Genomic DNA, 24489 nt, shown 5'->3' with positions numbered 1-24489 from the left:
GTGCGCGGGCGGAAACGTCAGCGCCTGTCATCGTCGCCTTGGGTGATCAGCCGCGCGCTGCGCTGCCCTGTCAAGTAGATCCATAGCCAGCTCAGCGAAACCGCAAGCCGGTTACGGAAGCCGATCAGGAAATAGATGTGCGCCAGGCCCCAAAGCCACCAGGCCAGCCGGCCGGTGAGCTTGATCCAGCCGAAATCGATCGCGGCGGCGCGCTTGCCGATCGTCGCCAGGTCGCCGTCATGCCTGTAGCGGAAAGGCCGCGGGGCTGCGTCGCCGGCAAGCCGGGCCTTGATCGTCGCGGCGACATGCCGGCCCTGCTGCTTGGCGGCCGGTGCCACGCCGGGCACCATGCGGCCATCCGGCCGCAGGACGTGTGCAGCGTCACCGACGACGAAAATTTCTGGGCTGCCCGGCACGGTCAGATCGGGCTCGACCAGCACCCTGCCGGCGCGGTCCGCTGCCGCCCCCAGCCATTCGGCGGCCGGCGAAGCGGCGACGCCTGCTGCCCACAGGATAGTCCTGGCCGGCAGATGCGTTTCACCGAAGACGACACCCTCCGCGTCGCAACGTGTCACCGGCCGACCGAGTTCGACCGTCACGCCAAGCCGCTCGAGCGCCTTGCTGGCATAGTCGGAGAGTTCCGGCGCGAAATTGGGGAGGATACGGTCACCGGCCTCGATCAGCACCACGCGCGTCTGCCGCGTATCGATGTTGCGGAACTCGCCGCGCAGCATCTCGTGCGCCAGTTCGACAATGGTGCCGGCCAGTTCCACGCCGGTCGGTCCGCCACCGACGATCGCCAGTGTCAGCAGCGCCTGGCGCTTGGCGGGATCGGTCTCCCGCTCGGCCTGCTCGAAGGCAAGCAGGATGCGCCGTCGAATGGTGGTGGCGTCCTCCAGCGTCTTCAGCCCCGGTGCGAAATTCTCCCACTCGTCATGGCCGAAATAGGCGTGGCGGGCGCCGGTGGCCAGCAGCAGCGTGTCGTATCCAACCGCGCCGCCATCATCGAGCAGCACGTTTCTGCCGGCGCGGTCGACGCCGCTGACGGTGGCCAGCAGTGTCGTCACATCCTTGCGCTTGCGCAGGAGATGGCGGATCGGCCAGGCGACTTCCGAGGTCGCCAGCGCCGTGGTCGCCACCTGATAGAGCAGCGGCTGGAAAAGATGATGGTTGCGCTTGTCGATCATGGTGATGCGCACCGGCGCACCGTCAAGCGCGCGGGTGAATTCGAGACCCCCAAAGCCCGCCCCGACGACGACGACATGATGTCTGGTTTCGTTCAATTCATTCACTCCGGGAGCAGGTTGGCCGGGAGAGCAGGTGGGCCGTGAGGGCCGTTGGCCGCGAGAGCAGACTGGAGAGCAATTTCGTCAAGGCTGATGTAGCTATTTTTGTGCACCGCAACAACATCCGACTTTGCCGACTGCCCGCCCTGAGATGTCGCTGTTGTACATGCCCCCATCCTGCCGCCGAGTATAATTTCATCGAAGCAGATGACAGGAGTGAAAATTGGCTAGCGATCATGACGACGGTCCGGGGCAATATTCCTCGCCGCCTTGCTTCATGCACGAGCTCGACCCGGAATTCCGGCCGCCCCTATCCGACTGGAACGACGTGAAACGATGGCGCAAGGCCGAGCGCGAGCGGCTGATTGCGGCGCGCCTCGCTGTCCCGGCTGACGTGCGGACGGCAATGTCGCAGCGCATCGGCGAAAACCTCGACGCGGTGATCGGCGACATTGCCGGCCGCATGGTCAGCCTCTACTGGCCGTTCCGCGGCGAGCCGGATTTGCGGGCCTGGATAGCTTCCGTCAATGAGCGCGGCGGCCGTACCGCACTGCCTGTTGTCGTCGAAAAAGCCCGCCCGCTTATCTTTCGCGCCTACGCACCGGGCGACCGGCTTGAAAAGGGTGTCTGGAACATCCCGATCCCGGCTGGAGGCGATCCGGTGCTGCCCGACATCGTCATCTCGCCTGTCGTCGGCATCGATCCGAGACAGTATCGGCTGGGCTATGGCGGCGGCTTCTTCGACCGCACGCTGGCGGCGATGCCGTTCAAGCCGCTGGTCATCGGTGTCGGCTACGAACTGCAGCGCATCGCCACCATCTACCCGCAGCCGCATGACATCCCGATGGACCGGGTGGTAACGGAGGCTTTCAAAGCCTAGGCAAGTTCCGGCTTCATCCCGACCGCCGTCCGGTCGACGATCTCGCGCAAGGCGAACGACGAGTTGATCTTCGTCACATGCGGCATCGCCGACAGCCATTCCTTGTGGATGCGCTCATAGTCGACGAGATCCTTTGCCGCGATGCGCAGGATATAATCGTATTCGCCCGACATCAGGTGGCAGGACAACACATTCGGGCAGCGCTTTATCGCCGCCTCGAAATCCGACAGTGTCTTCTCGAATTGCCCCGACAGCGATATATGCACGATCGCCGTCATCTGGTGGCCAAGCGCGGCATTGGAAAGCCGGGCGTGGTAGCCGCGGATGGTCCCGGATTTCTCCAGATTGTCGAGCCGCCGCGAGCAGGCCGACTGCGACAGGCCGACCTTCTCGGCAAGCGCCGCGTTGGGTATTCGCCCATCTCGTTGCAACGTTTCGAGGATGGCGATATCAATCCTGTCGAGCGGCATTCTTCGGGATTCCTGCGACAATCCTGCTGTTTTGCGCAACGATTATCGAACCGTGCCGTCTTGCGCAAGCGCATTCGCAAACACCTACGCGACGATTCGTGGTTCACTGTCTCTCAACAGCGAACATGCCTCAAAAGGCTGGATCAGGAGGAGAAGAAGATGCGCGTCGGCTGCCCCCGGGAAATCAAGAACCACGAATACCGCGTCGGCCTGACGCCGGGATCGGTCCGCGAATATGTCGCGCATGGCCACGAAGTGCTGGTCGAGACCGGCGCCGGCGCCGGCATCGGCGCCGACGACAACGCCTATCGCGCCGCCGGCGCCACCATCGCCAAGACGGCCGCCGACGTGTTTGCCAAGTCCGACATGATCGTCAAGGTCAAGGAGCCGCAGCCCAACGAATGGGTCCAGCTCCATGACGGCCAGATCCTCTACACCTATCTCCATCTCGCTCCGGATCCGGAGCAGACCAAGGGCCTGCTGGCCTCAGGTGTGACGGCCATCGCCTACGAGACGGTCACCGACGACCGCGGCGGCCTGCCGCTGCTGGCGCCGATGTCGGAAGTCGCGGGCCGCCTGTCGATCCAGGCCGGCGCCACCGCGCTGCAGAAGGCCAATGGCGGCCGCGGCGTTCTGCTCGGCGGCGTGCCCGGCGTGCTGCCTGGCAAGGTCACTGTGCTCGGCGGCGGCGTCGTCGGCCTGCATGCCGCACGGATGGCGGCCGGCCTTGGCGCCGACGTCACCATCATCGACCGCTCAATCCCGCGGCTGCGCCAGCTCGACGATATCTTCGGCGGCCGCGTCCACACCCGCTACTCGACGGTCGAGGCGCTGGAAGAGGAATGTTTTTCGGCCGACATCGTCGTCGGCGCCGTGCTGATCCCGGGTGCCGCGGCGCCAAAACTCGTTTCGCGCGAAATGCTGTCGGGAATGAAGAAGGGCTCGGTGCTGGTCGATGTTGCCATCGACCAGGGCGGCTGCTTCGAGACCTCGCACGCCACAACTCATGCCGACCCGACCTATGAGGTCGACGGCGTCGTTCACTATTGCGTCGCCAACATGCCGGGCGCGGTGCCGGTCACCTCGGCCCAGGCGTTGAACAACGCGACGCTGCATTACGGCCTGCAGCTTGCCGACAAAGGCCTGAAGGCGCTGGTCGACGATCATCATTTGCGCAACGGCCTCAATGTCCACAAGGGCAAGATCACCAACCGCGCGGTGGCCGAATCACTCGGCTATGAGTTGGTCGAGCCGAAGGCCGTTCTCGCCGCCTGAACCCGCCGCTGATTCTCTCCCGAAAGAGCCGCCGACGCCCCCGGCGGCTCTTTTTTTCCACAAGAAAATTTCACGGTTTGCGTTCAGCAGACCGGCTTTACCCGTTTTGCTTGCAATGTGTCATTCCTGTGGCTTTTTTGTTACATCCGCCGGCGTGGGCAGGTGCTAGACGGCTGACGGGTTTTTCAAAAGGCAGGGGCAATGACCAGCAAACGATTCGCAAAATCTCTTCTTCTTGGCGCAGTTTCCGTTCTGGCGCTTGGATCGGCTTCTCATGCCGCCGACGCGCTTGTGCCGGTGGTCGAAACGTCGGCCTTCAACTGGAGTGGCATCTATGTCGGCTTTGGCGTTGGCGCCGGCGCCAATGTCCACGAGCTCAGCAGCGACTTCCTTCCGGGCTTCTCGTTGAACGGCATTGGTGGTGAAGGCGTATACGGTGAACTGACCGTTGGATACGACTATATGGTGTCGCCGCGCTTCCTGATCGGCGGACTCCTGGACGCCCATATCGGCAACATTGAAACCACGCTAGATGTAGCTGGACTAGAGGCTTCGGTCCAAGAGACCTACGGCTTCGACGCTGGTTTGCGAGCCGGTTACCTGTTCACGCCGAACACTTTGGGCTATGTGCTCGGCGGCTATTCCTGGCAGAAATACGAACTCGACACCAACGCTGGTTTTGACCTGGATTGGGACCAGAGCGGTTACTTCGTCGGAGCCGGCGTTGAAACGGCCATCAACAGCAACTGGACCATCAAGACAGAATATCGCTATACCCGCTTCGGTACCAATGATGATCTGCTTTCCGAGTTCGGTTTGCCGGATGGCGCCCTCAATATCGACACGTCGCGGCATACGTTCCAGGTCGGGGCCAACTATCGCTTTGGCGCCCAGAATGGCGGCGTCGCCTCTTTTGAAGCGCCTGCCTACAACTGGACCGGCTTCTACGTCGGCGGCGCCGCCGGCGCGGGTGCGTCGGTGCATCAGATCGAGGTTCCGCCGCTTGGCGGGCTCGAGTTCAACGGGCTCGGCGGCGAAGGTGTGTTCGGCGAATTGAACGTCGGCTATGACCATGATTTCGGCAGCTGGGTCGCAGGTGTCATGGTGGATGCCCGCTACTCCGGCATGACTTCCGAGTTGGAAGTTCCAGGCGGATCGATCAATCTGGATACCGATTACGGCTTCGATGTGCTTGCCCGCGTCGGCATGAAAGTCAACGAATCGACACTTGCCTATGTGCTCGGCGGTTACAGCTGGCAGCATTTCGATCTGAATGCGTCTTCGCCCATCGGCGACATCCTCGACTGGGACTCCAGCGGCTTCTCGGTGGGTGGTGGTCTGGAAACGGCCATGTCCAGCAACGTGACCGTCGGCCTCGAATACCGCTACTCGCAGTTCTCGGAGGAGGATTTTTCCTCGGAACTTGGGCTGCCGGACGACACTCTCACCTCTACGCCTTCGTTCCACACCGTCCGCATCGGTGCGAAGTACAAGTTCAACTAATTTTCGAGCCGTCCAGACAACAGTCAAAGCCCGTCGGTCATTCCGGCGGGCTTTTTCTTCGGGTGACGAAATACTTCGGGTGAAGAAATACGGGGGCGGGACAATGCAGGCAGCAAAAAAGCGGAGCCAAAGCCCCGCTTCCTCTGATATCGAGATCTCCCGCCGGTTCATCCGCGGTCGGCAAATCGATCGACAATCATTCCATAACGCGACATTGCGACAGGCGCACGACAGCTGCGACCGATCCGGTCACGCGCGCTCGATCCGGCACTGGTAGCAATTGTTTCGTGCCGAGCGGACATGCACATAGGCGATGTCGTCGCGCTCGAACAAACTCTCGGCCCGCGCCGCGATAGCGCCCGTTGGGATGACGCCGCCGCTGCCGTAGACGATGCGGTCGTCGCTGCCATAGCCGCGCACGATGTAGTCGCTGCTTTCGAGAATTTCGGGAAGCGCCTCGGCTTCGGCAGCGCGCTCGCAGGGCTCGGCATGCAGGAAGATCGGACCGGTCTCGGCATAAGGCTGCAATTGCGGAAATGGCCGATAAGCCAGGACAAGGTAGGCTTCTCCAGCGGCGACGTTCTTCAGGCAGTGGCGGCAAGGCACGCCGTCACCGTCGGATATTTTCCACTCTGGGATCAGGCCATACGCGTCCGGCCCGCCGCGCTGCAAGGCTCTAACACCTTCCGTGGGTAAGGCCTTGAACTGGATGGTCATGGTGAAATCTCCGATGTCGTCGACCGGAAATTACGTCGCTGTGCCAGCGCCTCCCACCCGATTCCTGCCAATTCGGATCAGTCCATCAGCGCGTCGAGACCGCGCACCAGCCCTGTGATCTCCTGTACCCGCCGGATGGCGAGCAGCGTGCCGGCCACGTAAGGGGCAGCGGACGAGCCGGCGTCGTGGCGGATGGTCAGCCGCTCGTCGGGCAGGCCGAACAGCGCTTCGCAGGACAGGATGTAGGAAGGCAGGCGGAGCGCATGCACCTGCACCCCCTCACCCGTGCCAACCGCCGCACCGCGCGTTCCCGGCACACCGGAGACCTCCGAGACCGGCCGCGCGGTCGAAGCTCTGCGGACATCGGCCAGCGCTTCGGCAAGCTCGCGCGCCGTGCCGGACGGCGCGTCGGGTTTCCTGGCGCTGGCATAATCGATGACCTCGACATCCGGCACGTATTTCGCCGCCATCAGGGCAAACCGCTTCATCAGCGTGGCGGTGATCGAAAAATTACCGGCGGCAACGACGCCGACATGGTTGGCGCGGGCTGCAGCATCGATCTCGCCGAAATCGGCCGCACCCAGCCCCGAGGTGCCGATCACCACGTGCCGTCCGTTTTCGATGGCCAGCAGCGCATGGTCCTTCACCACATGCGGTTTGGTGTAGTCGACCAGCACGTCCGACGGCACCTCCATTGCCTCGGCCAGCGAGGCGGCAACGATGATGCCGTTTGCCGGCAGGCCGACCAGCAGGCCGGAATCCTGCCCAGCGCCGCTGCGTGACACGGCCGCGGCCAGCGCCATGTCGCCTTGCGCCCCGATCGCCGGAACCAGTGCCTTGCCGACCCAGCCGGTCGCACCGGCCATCACCACCCGAATCGTCATCGTTTGATCCTCCCATCGCTATTTGAGCGCACCCGCCTTAGATGCATGACGAACGCTCCAACAGTTTGACTGCAAGCTGAAGCATCGATGAAGGTTCAGCTTGCCGAGAAAATCATGGCCGCATGACGCTGGCCGCACGCTCGGCGAAGGTCATCGGATGCACCATCTCCTTCTTTTGCGCGACCGGTTCAAAGCCGAGCTTCTGATAGAGCGGCAATGCCGCCGGATGGTCGAGCGTGCAGGTCTGCACCGTCACCCGCCTTGGTCCGTGCGACCAGGCGGCGTCGATCGCCGCACCCAGGAACCAGCGGCCGATGCCTTGGCCGGTGGCGTGCTCCATCATGCCGAAATAGGCCAGTTCCACTTCTCCCGGCAGATGCGGCTTCAGGTCGAAAAAGCCGGCCGGCGAGCCGTCGAGATACAGCACCCTGATATCGCGGTCCTCGCGGTGGATCCCGGCAGAAAGCTCCTCGTCGCTCAGCCTCAGCACGTTGACCCAGTGCCATTTGCGGCCCACCCGATCCATCAAATAGCGGTAGAAATGCAGCGGAATGTCCTTGGTTTTCAGCAATGCGATCTGGCGGTTATACGGCAGCGGCGGCGAATAGGCCGGCGGCGCATGCATTTCGAGAAACGTCACCGTGACCTCGATGTCTTCAAGCGCGCCGTTTTCCATCGCAGTCAGTCCTTGCCCGTCTCGACGGGCGTATCGCCAAGCCCACCCCATTCGGTCCATGAACCGTCGTAGAGCCTGTTGTCGGTGTGGCCTAGCGTCTCGAGCGCCAGCGTGATCGCCGCCGCCGTAACGCCTGAGCCGCAAGAGGTGACGACCGGCTTTGACAGGTCGATGCCGGCGTCCTCGATCACCTTGCGCAACCGGTCTTTCGACAGCAACTCGCCATCCTCGGCAAGCGCCGAAAACGGCGCATTGCGCGCGCCGGGCATATGACCCGAGCGGACGCCGGCGCGAGGCTCCGGCTCGGTACCGGCAAACCGGCCAGGCGAACGCGCGTCGGCGATCTGGCTTTCTCCGGTCTCGACGATCCGGCGCATGTCGGCCAGGCTGGCGACGCGAGCGGCATCGAAGTCGGCATGGAACACGCAAGGCGCGATCTTCGTCGGCTCCGCCGTCACCGGCCGTCCAGCCGCTTTCCAGCGATCGAAGCCGCCGTCCAATATGTAGACCTGGAACACCCCCATGACACGGAACATCCACCAGGCGCGCGGCGCCGAGAAGAAGCCCGGGCCGTCATAGACAACGATGGTGTCGTCGGCCGAAATGCCCATGGCGCCGACATATTGGGCGAAATGCTGCGGCGACGGCAGTGTGTGCGGCAGTGGGGAATCAGGATCCGAGATCGCATCGTGATCCAGGAAACGGGCGCCCGGAATGTGCGCTGCGTCATATTCGGCGCGCGCGTCGCGTTTCTGCGCCGGCAAATACCAGGACGCGTCGACGATGGTCAGGCCAGGCTCGCCGAGGCGCTTCTGCAACCAGTCCGCATCGATGGTGAAAGGGCTGTCTTCGGCCATTGTTCTTCTCCTGCCCGCCTTCGATAATCTGTTTATCAGGCCGGCTGTTTATCAGGCCGGCTGTTTATCAGGCCGGCGGCATTGGTCCAAAGCGTATTCGGAAGCGCCGGTTCTCGCGACCCTTCTTCTCGATCTTGCCGATATGGATCTCGCCGACTTCTCCAGTGCTCTTCACATGAGTGCCGCCGCAAGGCTGGCTGTCGATCGAGGCGTTCTCGCCAATGCAGACCAAGCGGATCTTGCCCGTGCCGACCGGCGGCCGAACATTCTTCGATTTCACCAGTCCCGGATTGGCCGCCAACTCCTCGTCGGTGATCAGCCTGACAAAGACCGGGTGGTCGGCCCGCACCAATTCCATCAGCCGGGCCGTCACGTCTTCCCTGGTGAAGCCGGCATCCGGAATATCGAAATCGATACGGCTGTCGTCCTCGGAAACCGAGGCACCGGTGATCGGGAACGGGCAGACGACGGTAAGCAAGTGGCAGGCTGTGTGCATGCGCATCAGCAGATGCCGCCTCTGCCAATTGAGGGCAAGCTTTACCGGTTCGCCGACCTCAGGCACCGCCTGCTCAGGCGGCGGCACATGGATGATGTCATCCTTGGTCTCACCTGTGATGGTGGCGGCAACAGCGATCAGGCTGCCGTCGGCGCGTTCGAGGGTGCCCGTATCGCCGGGCTGCCCGCCCGACGTGGCATAGAAGATCGTCCGGTCCAGAATGATGCCGCCACGGTCGTTGACAGCGACAACCACGGCATCAGCCGTCCTGAGATAGGCGTCGTCGCGAAACAGGGGATCCGTCCTGTAAGCCATCACGCAACCTTTTCGAACGGCACCGAGATTGTGCTCCGCTGTTCCATCCAGCCCGGCACCGGCAGCTGCTTCTGACGCAGGAATTCCGGGTTGAACAATTTCGACTGATAGCGCGTGCCGTAGTCGCAAAGCACAGTCACGATGGTGTGGCCGGGACCCATCTCACGTGCCAGCCGGATCGCGCCGGCAATGTTGATGCCGGTCGAGCCGCCGACGCACAGGCCTTCCTCCTGGATCAGGTCGAAGACGATAGGCAGCGCGTCCTCATCCGGGATCTGGAAGGAGAAATCCGGCGTGAACCCTTCCAGATTGGCGGTGACCCGCCCCTGCCCGATGCCTTCGGTGATCGAACTGCCTTCGGATTTCAGCTCACCGCTGGTGTAGAAGCTATAGAGCGCCGCACCGAGCGGATCGGCGAGCGCGATCTTGACGTCCTTGCTCCTGGCCTTGAGCCCGAAGGCGACGCCGGCCAGTGTTCCGCCGGAGCCGACCGCCGAGACGAAACCGTCGACCTTGCCGCCGGTCTGGGCCCAGATTTCTTCCGCCGTGGTGCGGGTATGGCCATCACGGTTGGCGACGTTGTCGAACTGATTGGCCCAGATCGCGCCGTTCGGCTCGGACCGGGCCATCTGCTCGGCCAGACGGCCCGACAGCTTCACATAATTGTTGGGGTTCTTGTAGGGAACGGCAGGCACCTCGATCAGCTCGGCGCCGAGCAATCTGATCGTGTCCTTCTTCTCCTGGCTTTGCGTCTCCGGGATGACGATTACGGTGCGGTAGCCAAGCGCCTTGGCGACCAGCGTCAATCCGATGCCGGTGTTGCCGGCCGTCCCCTCGACAATCACCCCGCCCGGCCTCAAAAGTCCGCGCTGCTCGGCGTCGCGGATGATGAACAGCGCGGCACGGTCCTTGACCGACTGGCCCGGATTCATGAATTCGGCCTTGCCCAGGATCTCGCAGCCGGTTTCTTCCGAGGCTTTGTTGAGGCGGATCAGAGGCGTATTGCCGATCGCTTCGATCACAGAACGGGGCATGGAGATTCCTTTATGCTTGCGGCCGAACCCTAGAAACCCGAAGCTTGGGTTTCAAGGCAAGAATTGCCTGGTCCAGCAGCATTTCCGGGCTGCAATTTCCTAATACAGACGTTGCGTTGCGCCAATCATTGAAGCTCACCATTGAAAAGCGCTCTTTTCATCCGATTTCTTCACCGCTAGAGCACAGGCTAAGAAAAAGTCGCAGGGCATAGCATGACACTCTATCGGGCCGACCCGAAGCACGGCGTCGCCTGGATTACCGGCGGCAGCAGCGGCATCGGCCGTTCACTGGCCAAGGACCTTGCGGCGCAAGGCTATGTCGTCGCGGTGACGGCGCTCGACGACGATCCGATCGACACGCTTGTTGTCGAGACGGCGCAGATGCCGGGCCACGTCACGGCCTATGCTTGCGACGTCACCGACGAAGAACGCATGGCAAGGACGGTCGCGGCGATCGAGAAGGATCTCGGCCCGATCGTCTTGGCCGTGTTCAATGCCGGGAGCTATATTGCGACCGTCGGCGAAGACCTCACTGTCCGTGGATTTCGCCAGTCCTTCGATGTCAATTATTTCGGCATCATCAATGGCCTGGTGCCGGTCATCGAGCGCATGCGCGTCCGCGCGCGCGGCCATATCGTCCTGGTCGGTTCGGTCACTGCCTATTTCGGCTGGCCGACCACGGCCGCCTATGGCGGCACCAAGGCGGCGATCAATATCCTCGCCGAATCGCTGAAGTACGATTTCGACAAGATGAACGTCCGCATCCAGGTGATAAACCCGGGCTTCGTCGACACCCCGCTGACCGAGAAGAATTTGCTGCCGATGCCCGGGCTGATGCCCGTCAATCGCGCCTCGCGCCGCATGGCGCGCGGCATCAAGTCCGGCGGCTTCGAGGTCACCTTCCCGCGGCGCTTGAGCTGGGGCCTGAAGCTGCTCAGAATCCTGCCGAGACCGTTCTGCCGATGGGTCATCAGCACCGCGACCCGCTGGAAGGCGCGTCCGCTTAATTTCGACCGCAAGCCGCCGAGCGAATAGACCGGTCATCAAAGCTGGCGATCCCGCCGCCGGCGGGGCGTCGTTGCCTGTTTGTCATCGTGGCCATAGGTTGAGATTTATTGCATGGAGTCTGCGATGGGGCGACGGATCGTGCTTGCGGTATCGGGTCTCGCCGTCAATCTCGTCCTTGCCTACGTCTTCGGCCCGCGCGTCCAAGCCGATACCACGATCCGCTTCGATCCTTCCGTGCTCGGCGATGACCCGCAGGCCTATCTGACACGCAAAGAGGCGGCCGTACCTGATATCCACGACGGGCTGGAAAAGGAAATCATCTGGGCCAATCCGATGGTTCACACCAGGACGCCGCTGTCGATCGTCTATATCCACGGCTTTTCGGCGTCGAAGGGCGAGGTTCGGCCGCTTCCCGACGAGGTGGCCGACCAGCTCGACGCCAATCTTTACTACACCCGTCTCACCGGCCACGGACAGGGCGGCGCCGCAATGGCGGACGGCAGCGTCAACGCCTGGATCAACGACTATGAGGAAGCGCTCGCCATCGGCCGAGCGATCGGCGACAAGGTGATCGTCATCGCCACCTCGACCGGCGGCTCGCTGGCAGCCTGGGCTGCGACGCAGCCGGGCGCATCGGACGGGGTGGCGGCCATAGCGTTCATCTCGCCGAATTTCGGCGTCAAGGCTTCCGGCGCCGAACTCCTGACCATGCCGTGGGGCAGAGAGATCGCCGAGCTGGTTGCCGGCAAGGAGCGCAGCTTCGTGCCGCGCAATGCTCTGCACGAGAAATTCTGGACCTGGCGCTATCCGATCGCGGCGACCCTGCCGATGGTGGCGCTGACCGAGCTGGCCTATGGCGCGCCGGTGGAGAAGGCGACCATCCCTGCCCTCTTCATCTTTTCCGATTCGGACAGGATCGTGCGCCCGGACCGCACCCGTGACATCGCCGGGCGCTGGGGCGCGGCGCACGAACTGGTGCCGGTCGACGATACCGGCGATCGGGACAATCATGTCATCGCCGGAGACGCGTTGTCGCCAGCAACCACAGCTTTCCTCGCCCAGCGCATTGTCGTGTGGGTACAGGCGGTGGTGAAGTAGGTCTCAGGCGAAAAAGGCGACCGAAGCATCGCTCCGATCGCCTTTTTCAATTGTGAGCAGCCGAGCCGACAGGCGCGGGCCGGACGCACTATCTGATTACGCAGCCCGCGCTGCTGGCCGCTTGCCGCCGAAACGACGCTTGTTGTTGCCCTTGAACGCCTTGGCGCCTTCCGGCTTGCGCTCGCCGGCGAAGGCCGGCTTGTCGCCGAAGCGCTTGTTGCCGTTGTTGTGGCCGCCCGGCCGCCTGCCGTCGCGACGACCATTGCGGTCGTTGGCCGGCTCGAAGCTGCGCTCGTTCTTTTCGGCAGGATTGCGCTGCGGGTCTGGACTGCCGAGATGGTCGGCAACGATCGGCAGCTTGGTGCGGATGATCCGCTCGACCTGGCGCAGCTTGCTGTTCTCGGACGGGTCGCAAAGCGTGATGGCGATGCCGTCCATGCCGTTACGGCCGGTGCGGCCGATGCGGTGTACATAGCTCTCCGCCTCGTCCGGCAGGTCGAAATTCACCACATGGCTGATGCCGGGCACGTCGATGCCACGCGCCGCGATATCGGTCGCCACAAGAATGCGCACCGAACCCTCGCGGAAATCGTTCAGCGCCTTCTGGCGGGCGTTCTGCGACTTGTTGCCGTGGATCACGGCGGCCCTGAAGCCATCGCGCTCGAGGTCCTTGGTCACCCTGTCGGCGCCATGCTTGGTGCGCGAAAAGATGATGACGGACTTCATCGCCTCGTCGGCGAGCATCGTCGCCAGCACCTGGCGCTTCTGCTTGGTGCGGGCAAAGACGACGCCCTGCACGATCTCGGCCGCCGCGGTGCTGTGAGGCGCCACTTCGACGCGGATCGGGTTCTTCAGCAGACCCTTGGCCAGCTCGGCGATTTCGGCCGGCATGGTCGCCGAGAACAGCACCGTCTGACGGTCCGGCGCGGTCGCCCTGGCGATGCGCTTGACGTCGTTGATGAAGCCCATGTCGAGCATGCGGTCGCCCTCGTCGAGCACCAGCCATTTGGTGTCGGCAAGCACGAGGTCGCCCTCACGCACCAGATCGGTCAGCCGGCCGGGCGTGGCAATCAAAATGTCGACGCCGGGAGCGATCTTCTTCACCTGGCTGAAGCGCGAGACGCCGCCAAGCACGAGTGCTGTCGAGACATGCGCGCCCTTGGCGAGCAGCTTGATCATCTCTTCGATCTGCACGGCGAGCTCACGCGTCGGCGCCAGGATCAGCGCACGAGCGGTCTTCGGCCGGCGCTTGGTGCCGAGCGCGATGATCTTCGAAAGGATCGGCAGCGCGAACGCCGCGGTCTTGCCCGAACCAGTCTGGGCGATGCCGAAAATGTCACGGCCTTCCAGCTGCGGCGGGATCGCCTGGGCCTGGATCGGCTTCGGATCGGTGAAGCCTGCGCCATGGGTGGCCTTGAGCAGCGCGCCCGTAATTCCAAGTGCTGCGAAACCCGAAAGCTCGCCAGTGTCCTTACCGGTCAGGTTGTCGTTACCGGTCAAAGTGTTTTCGTTGTTCAAAATATTCTTCTTTCACGCGGCTCCTGGCCGCAAACATCGATGCGGCAGGGCGCAACCTGCCGTCGAAAAACTGTCATGAAACGACAAGGCGGGCGGACGTTATCGTCCGCACGGCTGCGCTGTCGTGCCCGCAGGCATCATGCCACGGGGCTTTTTCGCCGCCTTGCCGATATGCCGGAAAGAGGGAAAACAGACGCAACCAGTCTCATTCGTCGAGAAGGCCGGATAGGTCCCGGCCCAAGCGCCTATGCCGCCGCATATGGCCCAGTTCGCCGCGAAATGCAAGGGCCGTCATGTTGCAGCGCAGCAAAAAACAGCCACGACGAGCAGCCGTGAAGGTCTGCTCAAACTTCTCCCGGCCATTCCCTCGCCCCATGCTGGACGAACAGAACTCTATTTGAGTGTCTTTCACCCGATACGCTGGCGATTGGCCAAATTCTATCCACGCCTTCGTCAATCCTAGTCTAGGATGACGAAGTGGAGGAATGCTTCGGCTAATCTCAAACGTTTCCACTGACATCGGCCCGTTTGCGGCGGGCGCTGCCCCAGCGAGCGAAACGGGGGAGCATGGAAAGCGAGAGCGGTTGGTAAGCCGCACCTAACAGACGGCCAGCTATGCCCGCCAGCGTATCGAGATCGACGGCGAAAGCACGCCAGCGTTGCGAAAACAAAGCAGGCCGAAAAGCGGCGCTTGCGCTCCCTTACCGCCATGATTACCACAAATCAGCTTCTATTTGGGGACCGAGCGATGAAGGACGTGCTGAAGGAACTCGAGCGCCGTCGCGCCATGGCGCGCATGGGCGGCGGCAAGGCCCGTATCGACGCTCAGCACAAGAAGGGCAAACTCACCGCGCGCGAACGCATCGACGTCTTTCTCGACGAAGGCTCGTTCGAGGAGTTCGACATGTATGTCGAGCATCGCTCGACCGATTTCGGCATGGAGAAGACCAAGATCGCCGGCGACGGCGTCGTCACCGGTTGGGGCACCGTCAATGGCCGGCCGGTCTATGTCTTTGCCAAGGACTTTACCGTGTTCGGCGGCTCGCTGTCCGAGGCCCACGCCGAAAAGGTGGTCAAGGTGCAGGAGATGGCGCTGCGCAATCGCGCGCCGATCATCGGCCTCTACGACGCCGGCGGCGCCCGCATCCAGGAAGGCGTGGCAGCACTTGGCGGCTATGCCGAGATATTCCAGCGCAATGTGCTCGCCTCCGGCGTCATCCCGCAGATTTCAGTGATCATGGGCCCTTGCGCCGGCGGCGACGTCTATTCGCCGGCGATGACCGACTTCATCTTCATGGTGCGCGGCACCTCCTACATGTTCGTCACCGGGCCGGACGTGGTGAAGACCGTCACCAACGAGACGGTAACCGCCGAGAGCCTCGGCGGCGCCTTGGTCCACACGACGAAGTCGTCGATCGCCGATGGCGCTTACGACAATGACGTCGAGGCGCTGCTGCAGATGCGCCGGCTGGTCGATCTGCTGCCTGCCTCCAACACGGCTGAAATCCCCGAGATCGAATGTTATCAGTCGGTCACCGATGACGATCTGTCGCTCGACCGACTGATCCCCGATAACGCCAATAAACCTTACGACATCAAGGAGTTGATCCTTAAAGTTGCCGATGAGGGTGACTTCTTCGAGATCCAGCAGGATTTTGCAAAAAACATCGTAACCGGCTTCGGGCGCGTCGAAGGGCGCACGGTCGGCTTCGTCGCCAACCAGCCGATGGTGCTGGCCGGCGTGCTCGATTCGGACGCCAGCCGCAAAGCGGCGCGGTTCGTACGCTTCTGCGACTGTTTTTCGATTCCGATCGTCACCTTCGTCGACGTTCCAGGCTTTTTGCCCGGCACCGCGCAGGAATATGGCGGGCTGATCAAGCACGGCGCCAAGCTCTTGTTCGCCTATGCCGAAGCGACCGTCCCGAAGATCACCGTCATCACCCGAAAAGCCTATGGCGGCGCTTATGACGTGATGGCGTCGAAGCATCTGCGCGGCGACATGAACTATGCCTGGCCGACGGCGCAGATCGCAGTGATGGGCGCCAGGGGCGCGGTCGAGATCATCTATCGCAAGGACATCGGCGATGCGGAGAAGATCGCAGCACATACAAAGGCTTACGAGGATCGCTTCCTGTCGCCCTTCGTCGCCGCCGAGCGCGGCTATGTCGACGAGGTGATTATGCCGCATTCGACCCGCCGCCGCATTGCGCGTGCGCTGCGCATGCTGCGCAATAAGGACATGCAAAACCCCTGGAAGAAGCACGACAACATTCCGTTGTGAAGCGCTGACGTCGCGAAAGCGACCACAGCAAAAGCTCACTCCGCTTCCGCCGCGCCGAACCCTGCGCCCATCGTCGCGCGGACGGCGCCCGACCACGGCGTGGCATGATTGTCGATGCGCATCTGGAAGATAAAATAGGTCGGCGAGCAGAATCCGACACCTTTCACCTTGCCGACACCAGGCGTGTCGGGCGGCAGCGATTGGCACATGTAATCTTCGCGGCAGAAATGATCGGCCGAGCAAGCCGGCCGGTTGCCGCGATTGACGGCGCCGCCCAAGCACTGGTCGAAATTATTGGTCGCCACGCAGATGTCGAATTTTTTGCCGCCGACCAGCCCGCAGATCTCGTTCGGCATCGGCTTGCCCGGCTTGAAGCCGGCAAAGGCACGGTCCTTGTCATTGCATCCGCGATAGGCGATGCCGGCCGGCACACCGATCTTCGGCGGCCGGCAGGTGTAGGCGGTGCGCGAAATGTCGGTGGCGAAGGCCGCGAACTGGCCGGTAATGCTGTAGCGGTCATTGAAAGGCTGCGTGCCGTTGCTGGCGATCGAGCCGGTCAGGCATGGATGGCCGGAGAACATCTTTTCGCTGTCCTTGGGCAGCAGGCATTGCGCCAGTTTCGTCCGCACCCCCGATGCCGTCGCCAGCGCCGTGCAGACGGTGCCGCCGCCGCATTGCCAGGTCGCGCCGAAGCGGGCCGCATCATCCGGCATCAAACATGGCATCGCTATCTCGGCCGGTGCGTAAGCGACCTCGCCGGCGTCTTTCCATGCGGCCGGCGGCGCGAAGGACAGCGGGCGGAGCCGGTTCGGCTCCTTGCCGTCGGCGGTCGCACGCAGCCAAGCTTCGCGCCGCGGCATCTCGGCATGGAGATGCGGCGAGATGCCGACCTCGATGCGGTTCAGCGGCGATGTCGTCTTGTCGTCGAGGCCGATGAAATGGAAACCGGCGGTCGAACCAGCCTGATGACAACCCTGGCAGGCGCCATTGTCGAGCCGCTCGACCAGCGCTTCCGGCGTGCGCAGCAGCTTCAGCGCGGAATAGTCCAGCCCGGAAAAATCCGCGGGCTGGAACAGCGGCGTGAACGGGTGATTGGCCTGCCTTGCGCTGCCGAAAGTCGACCATGAGACGACTTTCTTCGCCAGGAATTCATTGGGGATTTCGTAGACGCCGAGATCGACCGCCGCGAGATTGGCGCTGAGATAGTCGGCGAGTTTTGCTTTCAGCGCGGCGTCTTCCGAGAGCAGCGCCACATCCGGCGTGTTTTCCAGCGGCTTTTCGCTGACCGTCTCTCCATCGACGCCAAAAATCCGCATGAGGTAGGCAGCCTGGCCGCCAAATTCGGTCTCCTGGCCGGAGGGAAAGCGCACCATTTGTGCGTTGAGCTCGAGCTGCTTGAAGCTCAGCCCGGCCCTTTCAAGCGGCCCGCCGATGAGCCAGCCGATATCGACGGTCTCATCGAGCTGCGGCGTCCAGCGTCCGGCAACGCCGACGCAGCCGCCATCGGCGTCCGGCGCGACGCTATAGATGGCATTGAAATTGAACGGCAAGCGCGAGGCCAGAACCTTGCCGTTTTTCTTGAAGCTGTAGGCAAGACGGTAGATGAAACGGACCTCGCCGCAGCCCCCTTCGCCTCGTATTTCGGCGAAATCACGCCGATCGAGCCGGTTGACGACACCGACCAGCCGAAAGCGCGCGGCGTCGGTCTTCAGCCAGCGCATGTCGATGATGCGGCCGACATTGCCGTCGGTGACTTCATAGAGCGGCCGCCCGCCAGCCTTCATCTCGGCGCGCAGCGCGGCGACATCGCCGGCAATCGTTTCGACGATCTGATGATAGGGTGGCGCCTTGTCATAGAGCGTCTTCAGGTCGCCCTTGCCGTCGACATCGAAAATGCCGGCGAAATCAAAACCCCTGGCGTCGAGAGCGGCCAGCACAGCCGGATCGTCAACGATCATCACCGGACCTTCGGCGCGCGCCAGGCTGGCCAAGAAAAAATTGGCGAAAATCACAGCGATCAAGGCGAGCCGACGGTTCATTCAGCGGTCATCCCGTTGCGATTTTCGGCCAGCTCGCGCAGCACCGGCACCAGCGCCAGCGGCAGATCTTCAGCGATCAGCCCAGGTCCGAAACGGCTGCCGGCCTCAGCATGGATCCAGACCGCCGCGCAGGCGGCTTCGAAAGCCGGCATGCCTTGCGCCAGAAAGCCGGCGATGATGCCCGACAGCACGTCGCCCGAACCGGCGGTGGCCAGCCATGGCGCGCCGTTGCCGTTGATCGCCGCCCTGCCATCGGGCGCCGCGATCACCGTGTCCGCGCCCTTGTAGACGACGATGGCGCCGGCGCGCGCGGCGGCAGTGCGCGCCTTGGCCAGCTTGGACAGGGTCTTGTCTCCGGCGATGTCAGCAAAAATCCTGGCGAATTCGCCCTCATGCGGCGTCAGCACCAGCGCTGGCGCATTCAGACGACGGGCGGCTTCGAACAGAACGTTCGGCGTATCGCGAAACGAGCTGATGCCATCGGCATCGAGCACCAGCCCGTCGACCCTGCCGTCTTGCCGCTCTCCGTTGGCCAGCACGCCGAGGGCAAAATCGCGTGTTTTTTCGCCGACGCCAAATCCGGGTCCGAGGACGAACGCCGATGGCCGGCGGCCGTCGATGAATACCTGCACGTCCGCGATGCTGTCTGCCTTTTGCAGCATGATCGAAGTCAGATGCGCGGCGTTCACCTGCATGGCATTCGCCGGCGACAGCACGGTCACCGCCCCTGCCCCGCTTCTGGCTGTGGCAAGCGCCGACAGCCGTGCGGCACCCGTCGCCGATGGCCCGCCGGAAAAGACGCCGACATGGCCGCGCCTGTATTTGTGCGCGTCGACGGCTGGGACCGGGAAATTTTCGAGCCAAAGCGGCGGGATGTTCTCGAAGGTGAGCGGTTCAAGCTGCGCAACGATATCGTCGCTAATGCCGATATCGGCAAGCATTAGCTCGCCGCACATCTCGCGCCCAGGCAACAGCAGATGGCCGGGCTTTTTTCGCGCGAATGTTACCGTGAATTGGGCGCGGAATGCCTGGCCGAGAATCTGGCCGCTCTCGCCTGACACGCCTGAGGGCAGATCGACCGCGACGACAGGCAGGTTCAGTTCTGTCGCAACCTCGACCGCCCTGGCGGCATCGCCGGACAGCGGCTTGGACAGCCCCGCCCCATAAAGCGCATCGACCAGGATCGAACCTTTATCGGCAGCAAATTCCGACAGCGGCCGGGGCCTTACCGGGCATTCCGACGCGGCGAGCGCCGCGTCGCTGCCGGCTTTGGGCGAGCCCGATGCCCACAGCAAGACGTCGACGGCGCTGTCCCTTAAAAGGCGGGCGACGACATACCCATCGCCGCCATTGTTGCCGGGCCCGCACAGCACGTGGACGCGCCTGGCAGCCGGAAAATGGGCGAGCACCACCGCAGCGACTGCGCCACCTGCATTGCGCATCAGGCCGATGCCGTCGAATGGTCCGGCCGAAATCGTCAGCCGGTCGGCCTCAGCCATTTCGGCCGGAGACAGAATTTCATTGCTCATGGATGCCGATCCGCATTGGCTCAAGCCGATCCTGTGGTCAAACCCGATCCTTGTGGTCAAACCCCGATCCCTGTGGTCAAACCCCGATCCCTGTGGTCAAAACATTGTCCAGTTTTCGGTTCGAAGCAACGGCGATGAAATGGCACGATCTGTAAGCACATCGTTAGGGACAATGGCGTCCTCGAAGCACAATTGCCCGCGAAATGCTCTATCTGCCCAATTATTGTGCGGACGGTAGCGCCGACAATGTGTAGGTTCCCAGTATCCATGGCGCAGCCAATGCAGCGAATGACGCGAATTTAGCCCTCAACGCGGCATGGCATCGAAATCGCGTGATACCGCTTCGAATCCCCTCAAATTGGCACAGTTCGTGCTTGAAAGAGGCGCAAGCGGGGCTCACAACCCGTCTTTTTTGACAGTGGAGGCCACTTTTACATGAAAAAGATCGAAGCGATCATCAAGCCGTTCAAGCTAGACGAAGTGAAGGAAGCGCTTCAGGAGGCCGGGCTGCAAGGCATCACCGTTACGGAGGCCAAGGGTTTTGGCCGCCAGAAGGGCCATACCGAACTCTATCGCGGCGCCGAATATGTCGTGGATTTTCTGCCCAAGGTGAAGATCGAGGTCGTGCTCGGCGACGACGCGGTCGAAGGCGCAATCGAAGCCATTCGCAAGGCGGCCCAGACCGGCCGCATCGGCGACGGCAAGATCTTCGTCTCCAACATCGAGGAAGTCGTGCGCATCCGCACCGGCGAAACAGGGATGGACGCGGTCTGAGGATTCTGATTTCAGATCATCTCCTCGAAACGTCATCAGACAGGGAAACATGACATGACGACAGCCAAAGACATCATGAAGCAGATCAAGGACAACGACGTGAAATTCGTTGACCTGCGCTTCACAGATCCGAAGGGCAAGCTGCAGCACGTGACGATGGATGTCGTTGAGGTCGAGGAAGACATGTTTGCCGACGGCGTCATGTTCGACGGGTCCTCCATCGCCGGCTGGAAGGCGATCAACGAGTCCGACATGGTGCTGATGCCCGACACCGAGACGGTGCATATGGACCCGTTCTTCGCGCAGTCGACCATGGTCATCCTGTGCGATATCCTCGATCCGATCTCCGGAGAATCCTACAATCGCGACCCGCGCGGCACCGCCAAGAAGGCTGAAGCCTATATGAAGGCGGAAGGCATCGGCGATCAGATCTTCGTCGGCCCGGAAGCCGAGTTCTTCGTGTTCGACGACGTCAAGTACAAGGCCGATCCGTACAACACCGGCTTCAAACTCGACTCCACCGAATTGCCGTCCAACGACGACACCGACTACGAGACCGGCAATCTCGGCCACCGCCCGCGCATCAAGGGCGGTTATTTCCCGGTGCCGCCGATCGACTCGGCGCAGGACATGCGCTCTGAAATGCTGACCGTGCTCGCCGAAATGGGCGTGCGAGTCGAAAAGCACCACCACGAAGTCGCCGCCGCCCAGCACGAACTCGGCATCAAGTTCGACACGCTGGTCCGCAACGCCGACAAGATGCTGATCTACAAGTATGTCGTGCACCAAGTCGCCAACGCCTACGGCAAGACGGCCACCTTCATGCCGAAGCCGGTGTTCGGCGACAACGGCTCGGGCATGCACGTCCACCAGTCGATCTGGAAGGGCGGCAAGCCGACCTTCGCCGGCAATGAATATGCCGGCCTCTCGGAAAGCTGCCTGTTCTACATCGGCGGCATCATCAAGCACGCCAAGGCCATCAACGCCTTCACCAATCCGCTGACAAACTCCTATAAGCGCCTGGTGCCCGGCTATGAAGCGCCGGTGCTGCTCGCCTATTCGGCCCGCAACCGCTCCGCCTCCTGCCGCATTCCATTCGGCTCGTCGCCGAAGTCCAAGCGCGTCGAGGTCCGCTTCCCCGATCCGGGCGCGAACCCCTACCTCGCCTTTGCCGCCATGCTGATGGCCGGGCTCGACGGCATCAAGAACAAGATCCACCCGGGACAGCCGATGGACAAGGATCTCTACGACCTGCCGCCTAAGGAACTGAAGAAGATCCCGACCGTCTGTGGTTCGCTGCGCGAAGCGCTGCAGAGCCTCGACAAGGACCGCGGCTTCCTGAAGGCCGGCGGCGTCTTCGACGACGACCAGATCGACAGCTACATCGAGCTCAAGATGGCCGAAGTGATGCGCTTCGAGATGACCCCGCATCCGGTCGAGTACGACATGTATTACTCGGTCTGAGCCTACACCCGTTGGAAATGCTGGACTCCTTGAGCCACAAGGGGTCCAGACTTCTCAATAAGTGCCCCATCCACCCTGAATTTGTTGACTGCCAGAACTTAAGCTCAGCAGCGATCCAAACGACACTGCTCCTACGCCTCATCTGTCTGGTTTTTGAAGAGGGACTCTGTAGGTTTCCCGCTGTCGAGTCGATCTTTCACCTTTTCCACGGCATCGATTACGTCTGGCGGCAAAAGATGTCCTTTTGCCAGGCCTGCTTCCAGGCGGTCGAACTTCCGCTTAAAACTGTCCCAGCCGATCAACGATTCAATTCCGGATTTTTCTATTAGATACTGTCTACCGAAGACCATCATAACCAACGCTTCGAAGGCGACCTCATCCTCGGTCAGTTTATCGAGCCGCTGGCGGCAAGCGTCATCCCAGAGGTCAACGTTCAAGAGCAACCAGACTGGTGACTCCTTCCAATTTTGAAAAAACCAATCGGCCTCAAGGTGCCTCTGCTTCCAGTCTTTTCCGAGTCTTAGGCAGATCTCCTCCCATCGCTTGGCATCACCGATCTTTGAGAAATCTGACCTTGGGTTTTTGCCAAATAGGCCATGTGCCCACACTTGATTGCGCAAAAGCTGCGAGGCGAACTCGAAATTCCCGATCGAGCTTGCTCCAAAAGCGATCTCCACTGCGCTTTCAGCAAGCGGCTGAGACCTCGACACGGCAGAGGAAAAGGAACTCTCGATAATTTCTAAATAGCCGACTCGGGGATCATGCGACGTCGGAATGGTCGCATCTGGTTTGCGGCACCATCCTGCTAATGACACCCAGAAGGCGGTATGTGCGCAGTCATCGAAGTTTCGGTAGTGATATGACAGGATGTAGTTCAGGTCGTCGAATTGCCCGGCCTGCACAGCAGTATCGCAGTAAGCGGCAATCTCAACATTGGTCTTAGAAAACAACTCCCGAACCGTGTTTACCGGCAACGCTCCTGGCGGCGTTCCTTGGCGGATCAGGAAGCTAAGGGCGCGGTAATGCTCAATGCGACTGTGATCGTCGCTAGGTCGCTGACTTTCCAAGAAGCGCGGGAACAATGTTTGCAATAGCTTTATGTCGGGACGCTTTTCATGGCGTTCGCCCAACAACTCACCTAACTGTTCTGCCGGGCTAGGTCCATTGAACCCGTATCGGAGAAATGATGTCCCTCCGCGCGTGAAGTCCGACGAAAAGAATATGGGGTCGTTCTTGATACGCTCTGTGAGACTCGGCGATTTTGCCAGAAGAGTCGCGTAGCCAAGAAGGTCGATCCAACTCACCTCATCGCCAACCATCAAGTACTGCGCGCGGAATATGCCGATACACCGCTTCAAATCGCGTGGCGTTCTAATTAGGTTCGGGAAGATCGCGTTTTCGACCGTGGCATACGGCTCGTCGGAGGACCGTGAAGCAGGAAACTGGTAGTCACCGACAACGGCTTTGACCTCTGCACGAAACATTTCAACTAGTTCGGCTTCGAACAGTGCCGGAAGAAACACTTGGTGCTGGACGATTTTTTCGAGGTAGGAGCGTCCGCGCTGGCTCGCGTCGTCAGCATTTCGCGCGCTTGCACCCAGCGCTTCGACTACCCGGTCGATGTCATAGGCAATCAGGTAGGATACGTTTGGAAAGTCGGCGACGGCTTTGACAAGCCGCATAATCTCCAGAACCTCCCCGTCGTCCAGCCGATCGACCTCATCAATCAAGACGACGATCGGATAAGAGATTCCCTCCATCTCTTTGGTGATGTCAGCCTTCAATTGGTGAAGCGTTTTATCTGTCTTTGTGAGCGCGCTTTTGCCGACTTTGAGCAGGTACGGTAGACCCGGAATTGGGAGCAAACTGGTTGCCTCGATGCCGGCGCTGATCACACTGTCGTAGTCGGACAAAAGCTTTCCGGCTGCCTGTGCTGCCTTCGCAGATGGACCGTTGTCTCGCTCTAAAATCTTACCAAGGTCAGACAAAAATTGCCGAACCAAATCGTCTCTATTCGCAATGAGCCAAGGATCAAAACGAAGAACAATTGAATTGGGATAGCGAACCTTTACGTCGTTTTCCAACAGATTTAAGGTGCTCGACTTGCCACTCCCCCATGCGCCGATCAACGATACAATCAAACCGGACGACTTTTCGGTGTTCTTGTCTACGAGTGCGTTAGTCAGTTGCTCGACAAAAGGACCCCTGCCGAGTCGATCGCCGCGCTTATCTTGAATAGGTCTGTCGAGTTCCTGAGCCATCTTCGTTGCCCCTCCCCAATCGAGTCGCAACTGAATCTACCGTGTTCCAACGACGCTTACCAAGCCACGCAAATGCTCCCGCGGGCTGGCTCGGAGAGTTGGGAGACAGGCGGTTCGTAGCAAT

Annotated in this window: 20 protein-coding genes; 8 read left to right on the top strand and 12 right to left on the bottom strand. The window is 61.6% G+C overall.

Annotation, left to right across the window (positions count from 1 at the left end):
- Positions 1-17 precede the first annotated feature (17 nt).
- Positions 18-1283, bottom strand: coding sequence for an NAD(P)/FAD-dependent oxidoreductase (locus AC0L2R_RS02715; protein ID WP_473507636.1), 1266 nt, complete (start codon positions 1281-1283; stop codon positions 18-20).
- A gap of 226 nt (positions 1284-1509) precedes the next feature.
- Between AC0L2R_RS02715 and AC0L2R_RS02710 the strand changes: the two genes are divergently transcribed.
- Complete coding sequence (locus tag AC0L2R_RS02710) at positions 1510-2166, top strand: 5-formyltetrahydrofolate cyclo-ligase (protein WP_473507635.1); 657 nt, start codon at positions 1510-1512, stop codon at positions 2164-2166.
- Here AC0L2R_RS02710 and AC0L2R_RS02705 read toward each other — a convergent pair.
- Positions 2163-2636 (bottom strand): Lrp/AsnC family transcriptional regulator, encoded by a 474-nt coding sequence (locus tag AC0L2R_RS02705; protein WP_023799250.1) that lies wholly within the window; start codon positions 2634-2636, stop codon positions 2163-2165. The genes AC0L2R_RS02710 and AC0L2R_RS02705 overlap by 4 nt on opposite strands.
- A gap of 159 nt (positions 2637-2795) precedes the next feature.
- Between AC0L2R_RS02705 and ald the strand changes: the two genes are divergently transcribed.
- Entirely contained in the window at positions 2796-3911 is a 1116-nt protein-coding gene (gene ald / locus AC0L2R_RS02700; protein WP_473507634.1) for an alanine dehydrogenase, read from the top strand.
- Positions 3912-4112: 201 nt separating this feature from the next.
- A complete protein-coding gene (locus AC0L2R_RS02695) occupies positions 4113-5414 on the top strand; it encodes an outer membrane protein (protein WP_473507633.1) in 1302 nt (433 codons plus the stop codon).
- Positions 5415-5663: 249 nt separating this feature from the next.
- Here the strand turns inward: AC0L2R_RS02695 and AC0L2R_RS02690 are convergent, their stop codons facing one another.
- From AC0L2R_RS02690 to AC0L2R_RS02665, 6 genes are all read right to left on the bottom strand, one after another.
- Positions 5664-6131 (bottom strand): DUF1203 domain-containing protein, encoded by a 468-nt coding sequence (locus tag AC0L2R_RS02690; protein WP_287173860.1) that lies wholly within the window; start codon positions 6129-6131, stop codon positions 5664-5666.
- 77 nt (positions 6132-6208) lie between these two features.
- Entirely contained in the window at positions 6209-7015 is an 807-nt protein-coding gene (gene dapB, locus AC0L2R_RS02685; RefSeq protein ID WP_473507632.1) for a 4-hydroxy-tetrahydrodipicolinate reductase, read from the bottom strand.
- A 112-nt stretch (positions 7016-7127) separates the two neighbouring features.
- Complete coding sequence (locus tag AC0L2R_RS02680; protein ID WP_027154015.1) at positions 7128-7691, bottom strand: GNAT family N-acetyltransferase; 564 nt, start codon at positions 7689-7691, stop codon at positions 7128-7130.
- A 5-nt stretch (positions 7692-7696) separates the two neighbouring features.
- Entirely contained in the window at positions 7697-8548 is an 852-nt protein-coding gene (sseA, locus tag AC0L2R_RS02675; protein ID WP_091591158.1) for a 3-mercaptopyruvate sulfurtransferase, read from the bottom strand.
- Between the two features lie 67 nt (positions 8549-8615).
- The gene (locus AC0L2R_RS02670) at positions 8616-9359 is read right to left on the bottom strand and encodes an alanyl-tRNA editing protein (protein ID WP_473507631.1); all 744 of its coding nucleotides are present in this window, start codon (positions 9357-9359) and stop codon (positions 8616-8618) included.
- Complete coding sequence (locus AC0L2R_RS02665; RefSeq protein ID WP_077377624.1) at positions 9359-10393, bottom strand: cysteine synthase A; 1035 nt, start codon at positions 10391-10393, stop codon at positions 9359-9361. Before AC0L2R_RS02665 ends, AC0L2R_RS02670 begins: the two co-directional genes overlap by 1 nt.
- A gap of 213 nt (positions 10394-10606) precedes the next feature.
- Between AC0L2R_RS02665 and AC0L2R_RS02660 the strand changes: the two genes are divergently transcribed.
- On the top strand, positions 10607-11428 hold the full coding sequence (locus AC0L2R_RS02660) for an SDR family oxidoreductase (RefSeq protein ID WP_473507630.1): 822 nt from the start codon (positions 10607-10609) through the stop codon (positions 11426-11428).
- A gap of 96 nt (positions 11429-11524) precedes the next feature.
- Entirely contained in the window at positions 11525-12499 is a 975-nt protein-coding gene (locus tag AC0L2R_RS02655; RefSeq protein ID WP_473507629.1) for an alpha/beta hydrolase, read from the top strand.
- 96 nt (positions 12500-12595) lie between these two features.
- On the opposite strand, the gene AC0L2R_RS02650 is transcribed toward AC0L2R_RS02655, so the two are convergent.
- Entirely contained in the window at positions 12596-14017 is a 1422-nt protein-coding gene (locus AC0L2R_RS02650; protein ID WP_287220953.1) for a DEAD/DEAH box helicase, read from the bottom strand.
- Positions 14018-14765: 748 nt separating this feature from the next.
- On the opposite strand from AC0L2R_RS02650, the gene AC0L2R_RS02645 reads away from it, so the two are divergent.
- Entirely contained in the window at positions 14766-16298 is a 1533-nt protein-coding gene (locus tag AC0L2R_RS02645) for an acyl-CoA carboxylase subunit beta (RefSeq protein ID WP_128169087.1), read from the top strand.
- A gap of 35 nt (positions 16299-16333) precedes the next feature.
- Here AC0L2R_RS02645 and AC0L2R_RS02640 read toward each other — a convergent pair whose 3' ends face one another.
- Together AC0L2R_RS02640 and AC0L2R_RS02635 are read right to left on the bottom strand one after the other, a co-directional pair.
- On the bottom strand, positions 16334-18337 hold the full coding sequence (locus tag AC0L2R_RS02640) for a hypothetical protein (RefSeq protein WP_473507628.1): 2004 nt from the start codon (positions 18335-18337) through the stop codon (positions 16334-16336).
- Complete coding sequence (locus tag AC0L2R_RS02635) at positions 18334-19866, bottom strand: NAD(P)H-hydrate dehydratase (RefSeq protein ID WP_473507627.1); 1533 nt, start codon at positions 19864-19866, stop codon at positions 18334-18336. Before AC0L2R_RS02635 ends, AC0L2R_RS02640 begins: the two co-directional genes overlap by 4 nt.
- A 435-nt stretch (positions 19867-20301) precedes the next feature.
- Between AC0L2R_RS02635 and AC0L2R_RS02630 the strand changes: the two genes are divergently transcribed.
- A complete protein-coding gene (locus AC0L2R_RS02630; protein WP_006205430.1) occupies positions 20302-20640 on the top strand; it encodes a P-II family nitrogen regulator in 339 nt (112 codons plus the stop codon).
- A 54-nt stretch (positions 20641-20694) separates the two neighbouring features.
- Positions 20695-22104 (top strand): type I glutamate--ammonia ligase, encoded by a 1410-nt coding sequence (gene glnA, locus AC0L2R_RS02625; protein WP_023799265.1) that lies wholly within the window; start codon positions 20695-20697, stop codon positions 22102-22104.
- Positions 22105-22235: 131 nt separating this feature from the next.
- On the opposite strand, the gene AC0L2R_RS02620 is transcribed toward glnA, so the two are convergent.
- Positions 22236-24365 carry a KAP family P-loop NTPase fold protein gene (locus AC0L2R_RS02620; RefSeq protein WP_473507626.1) on the bottom strand — a complete coding sequence of 710 codons (2130 nt, stop codon included), beginning with the start codon at positions 24363-24365 and terminating at the stop codon, positions 22236-22238.
- Positions 24366-24489 lie beyond the last annotated feature (124 nt).

Source organism: Mesorhizobium sp. WSM4820, from assembly GCF_055811075.1.
The sequence above is the reverse complement of the archived record's forward strand: the minus strand, read 5'-3'. Positions and strand labels throughout refer to the sequence as shown.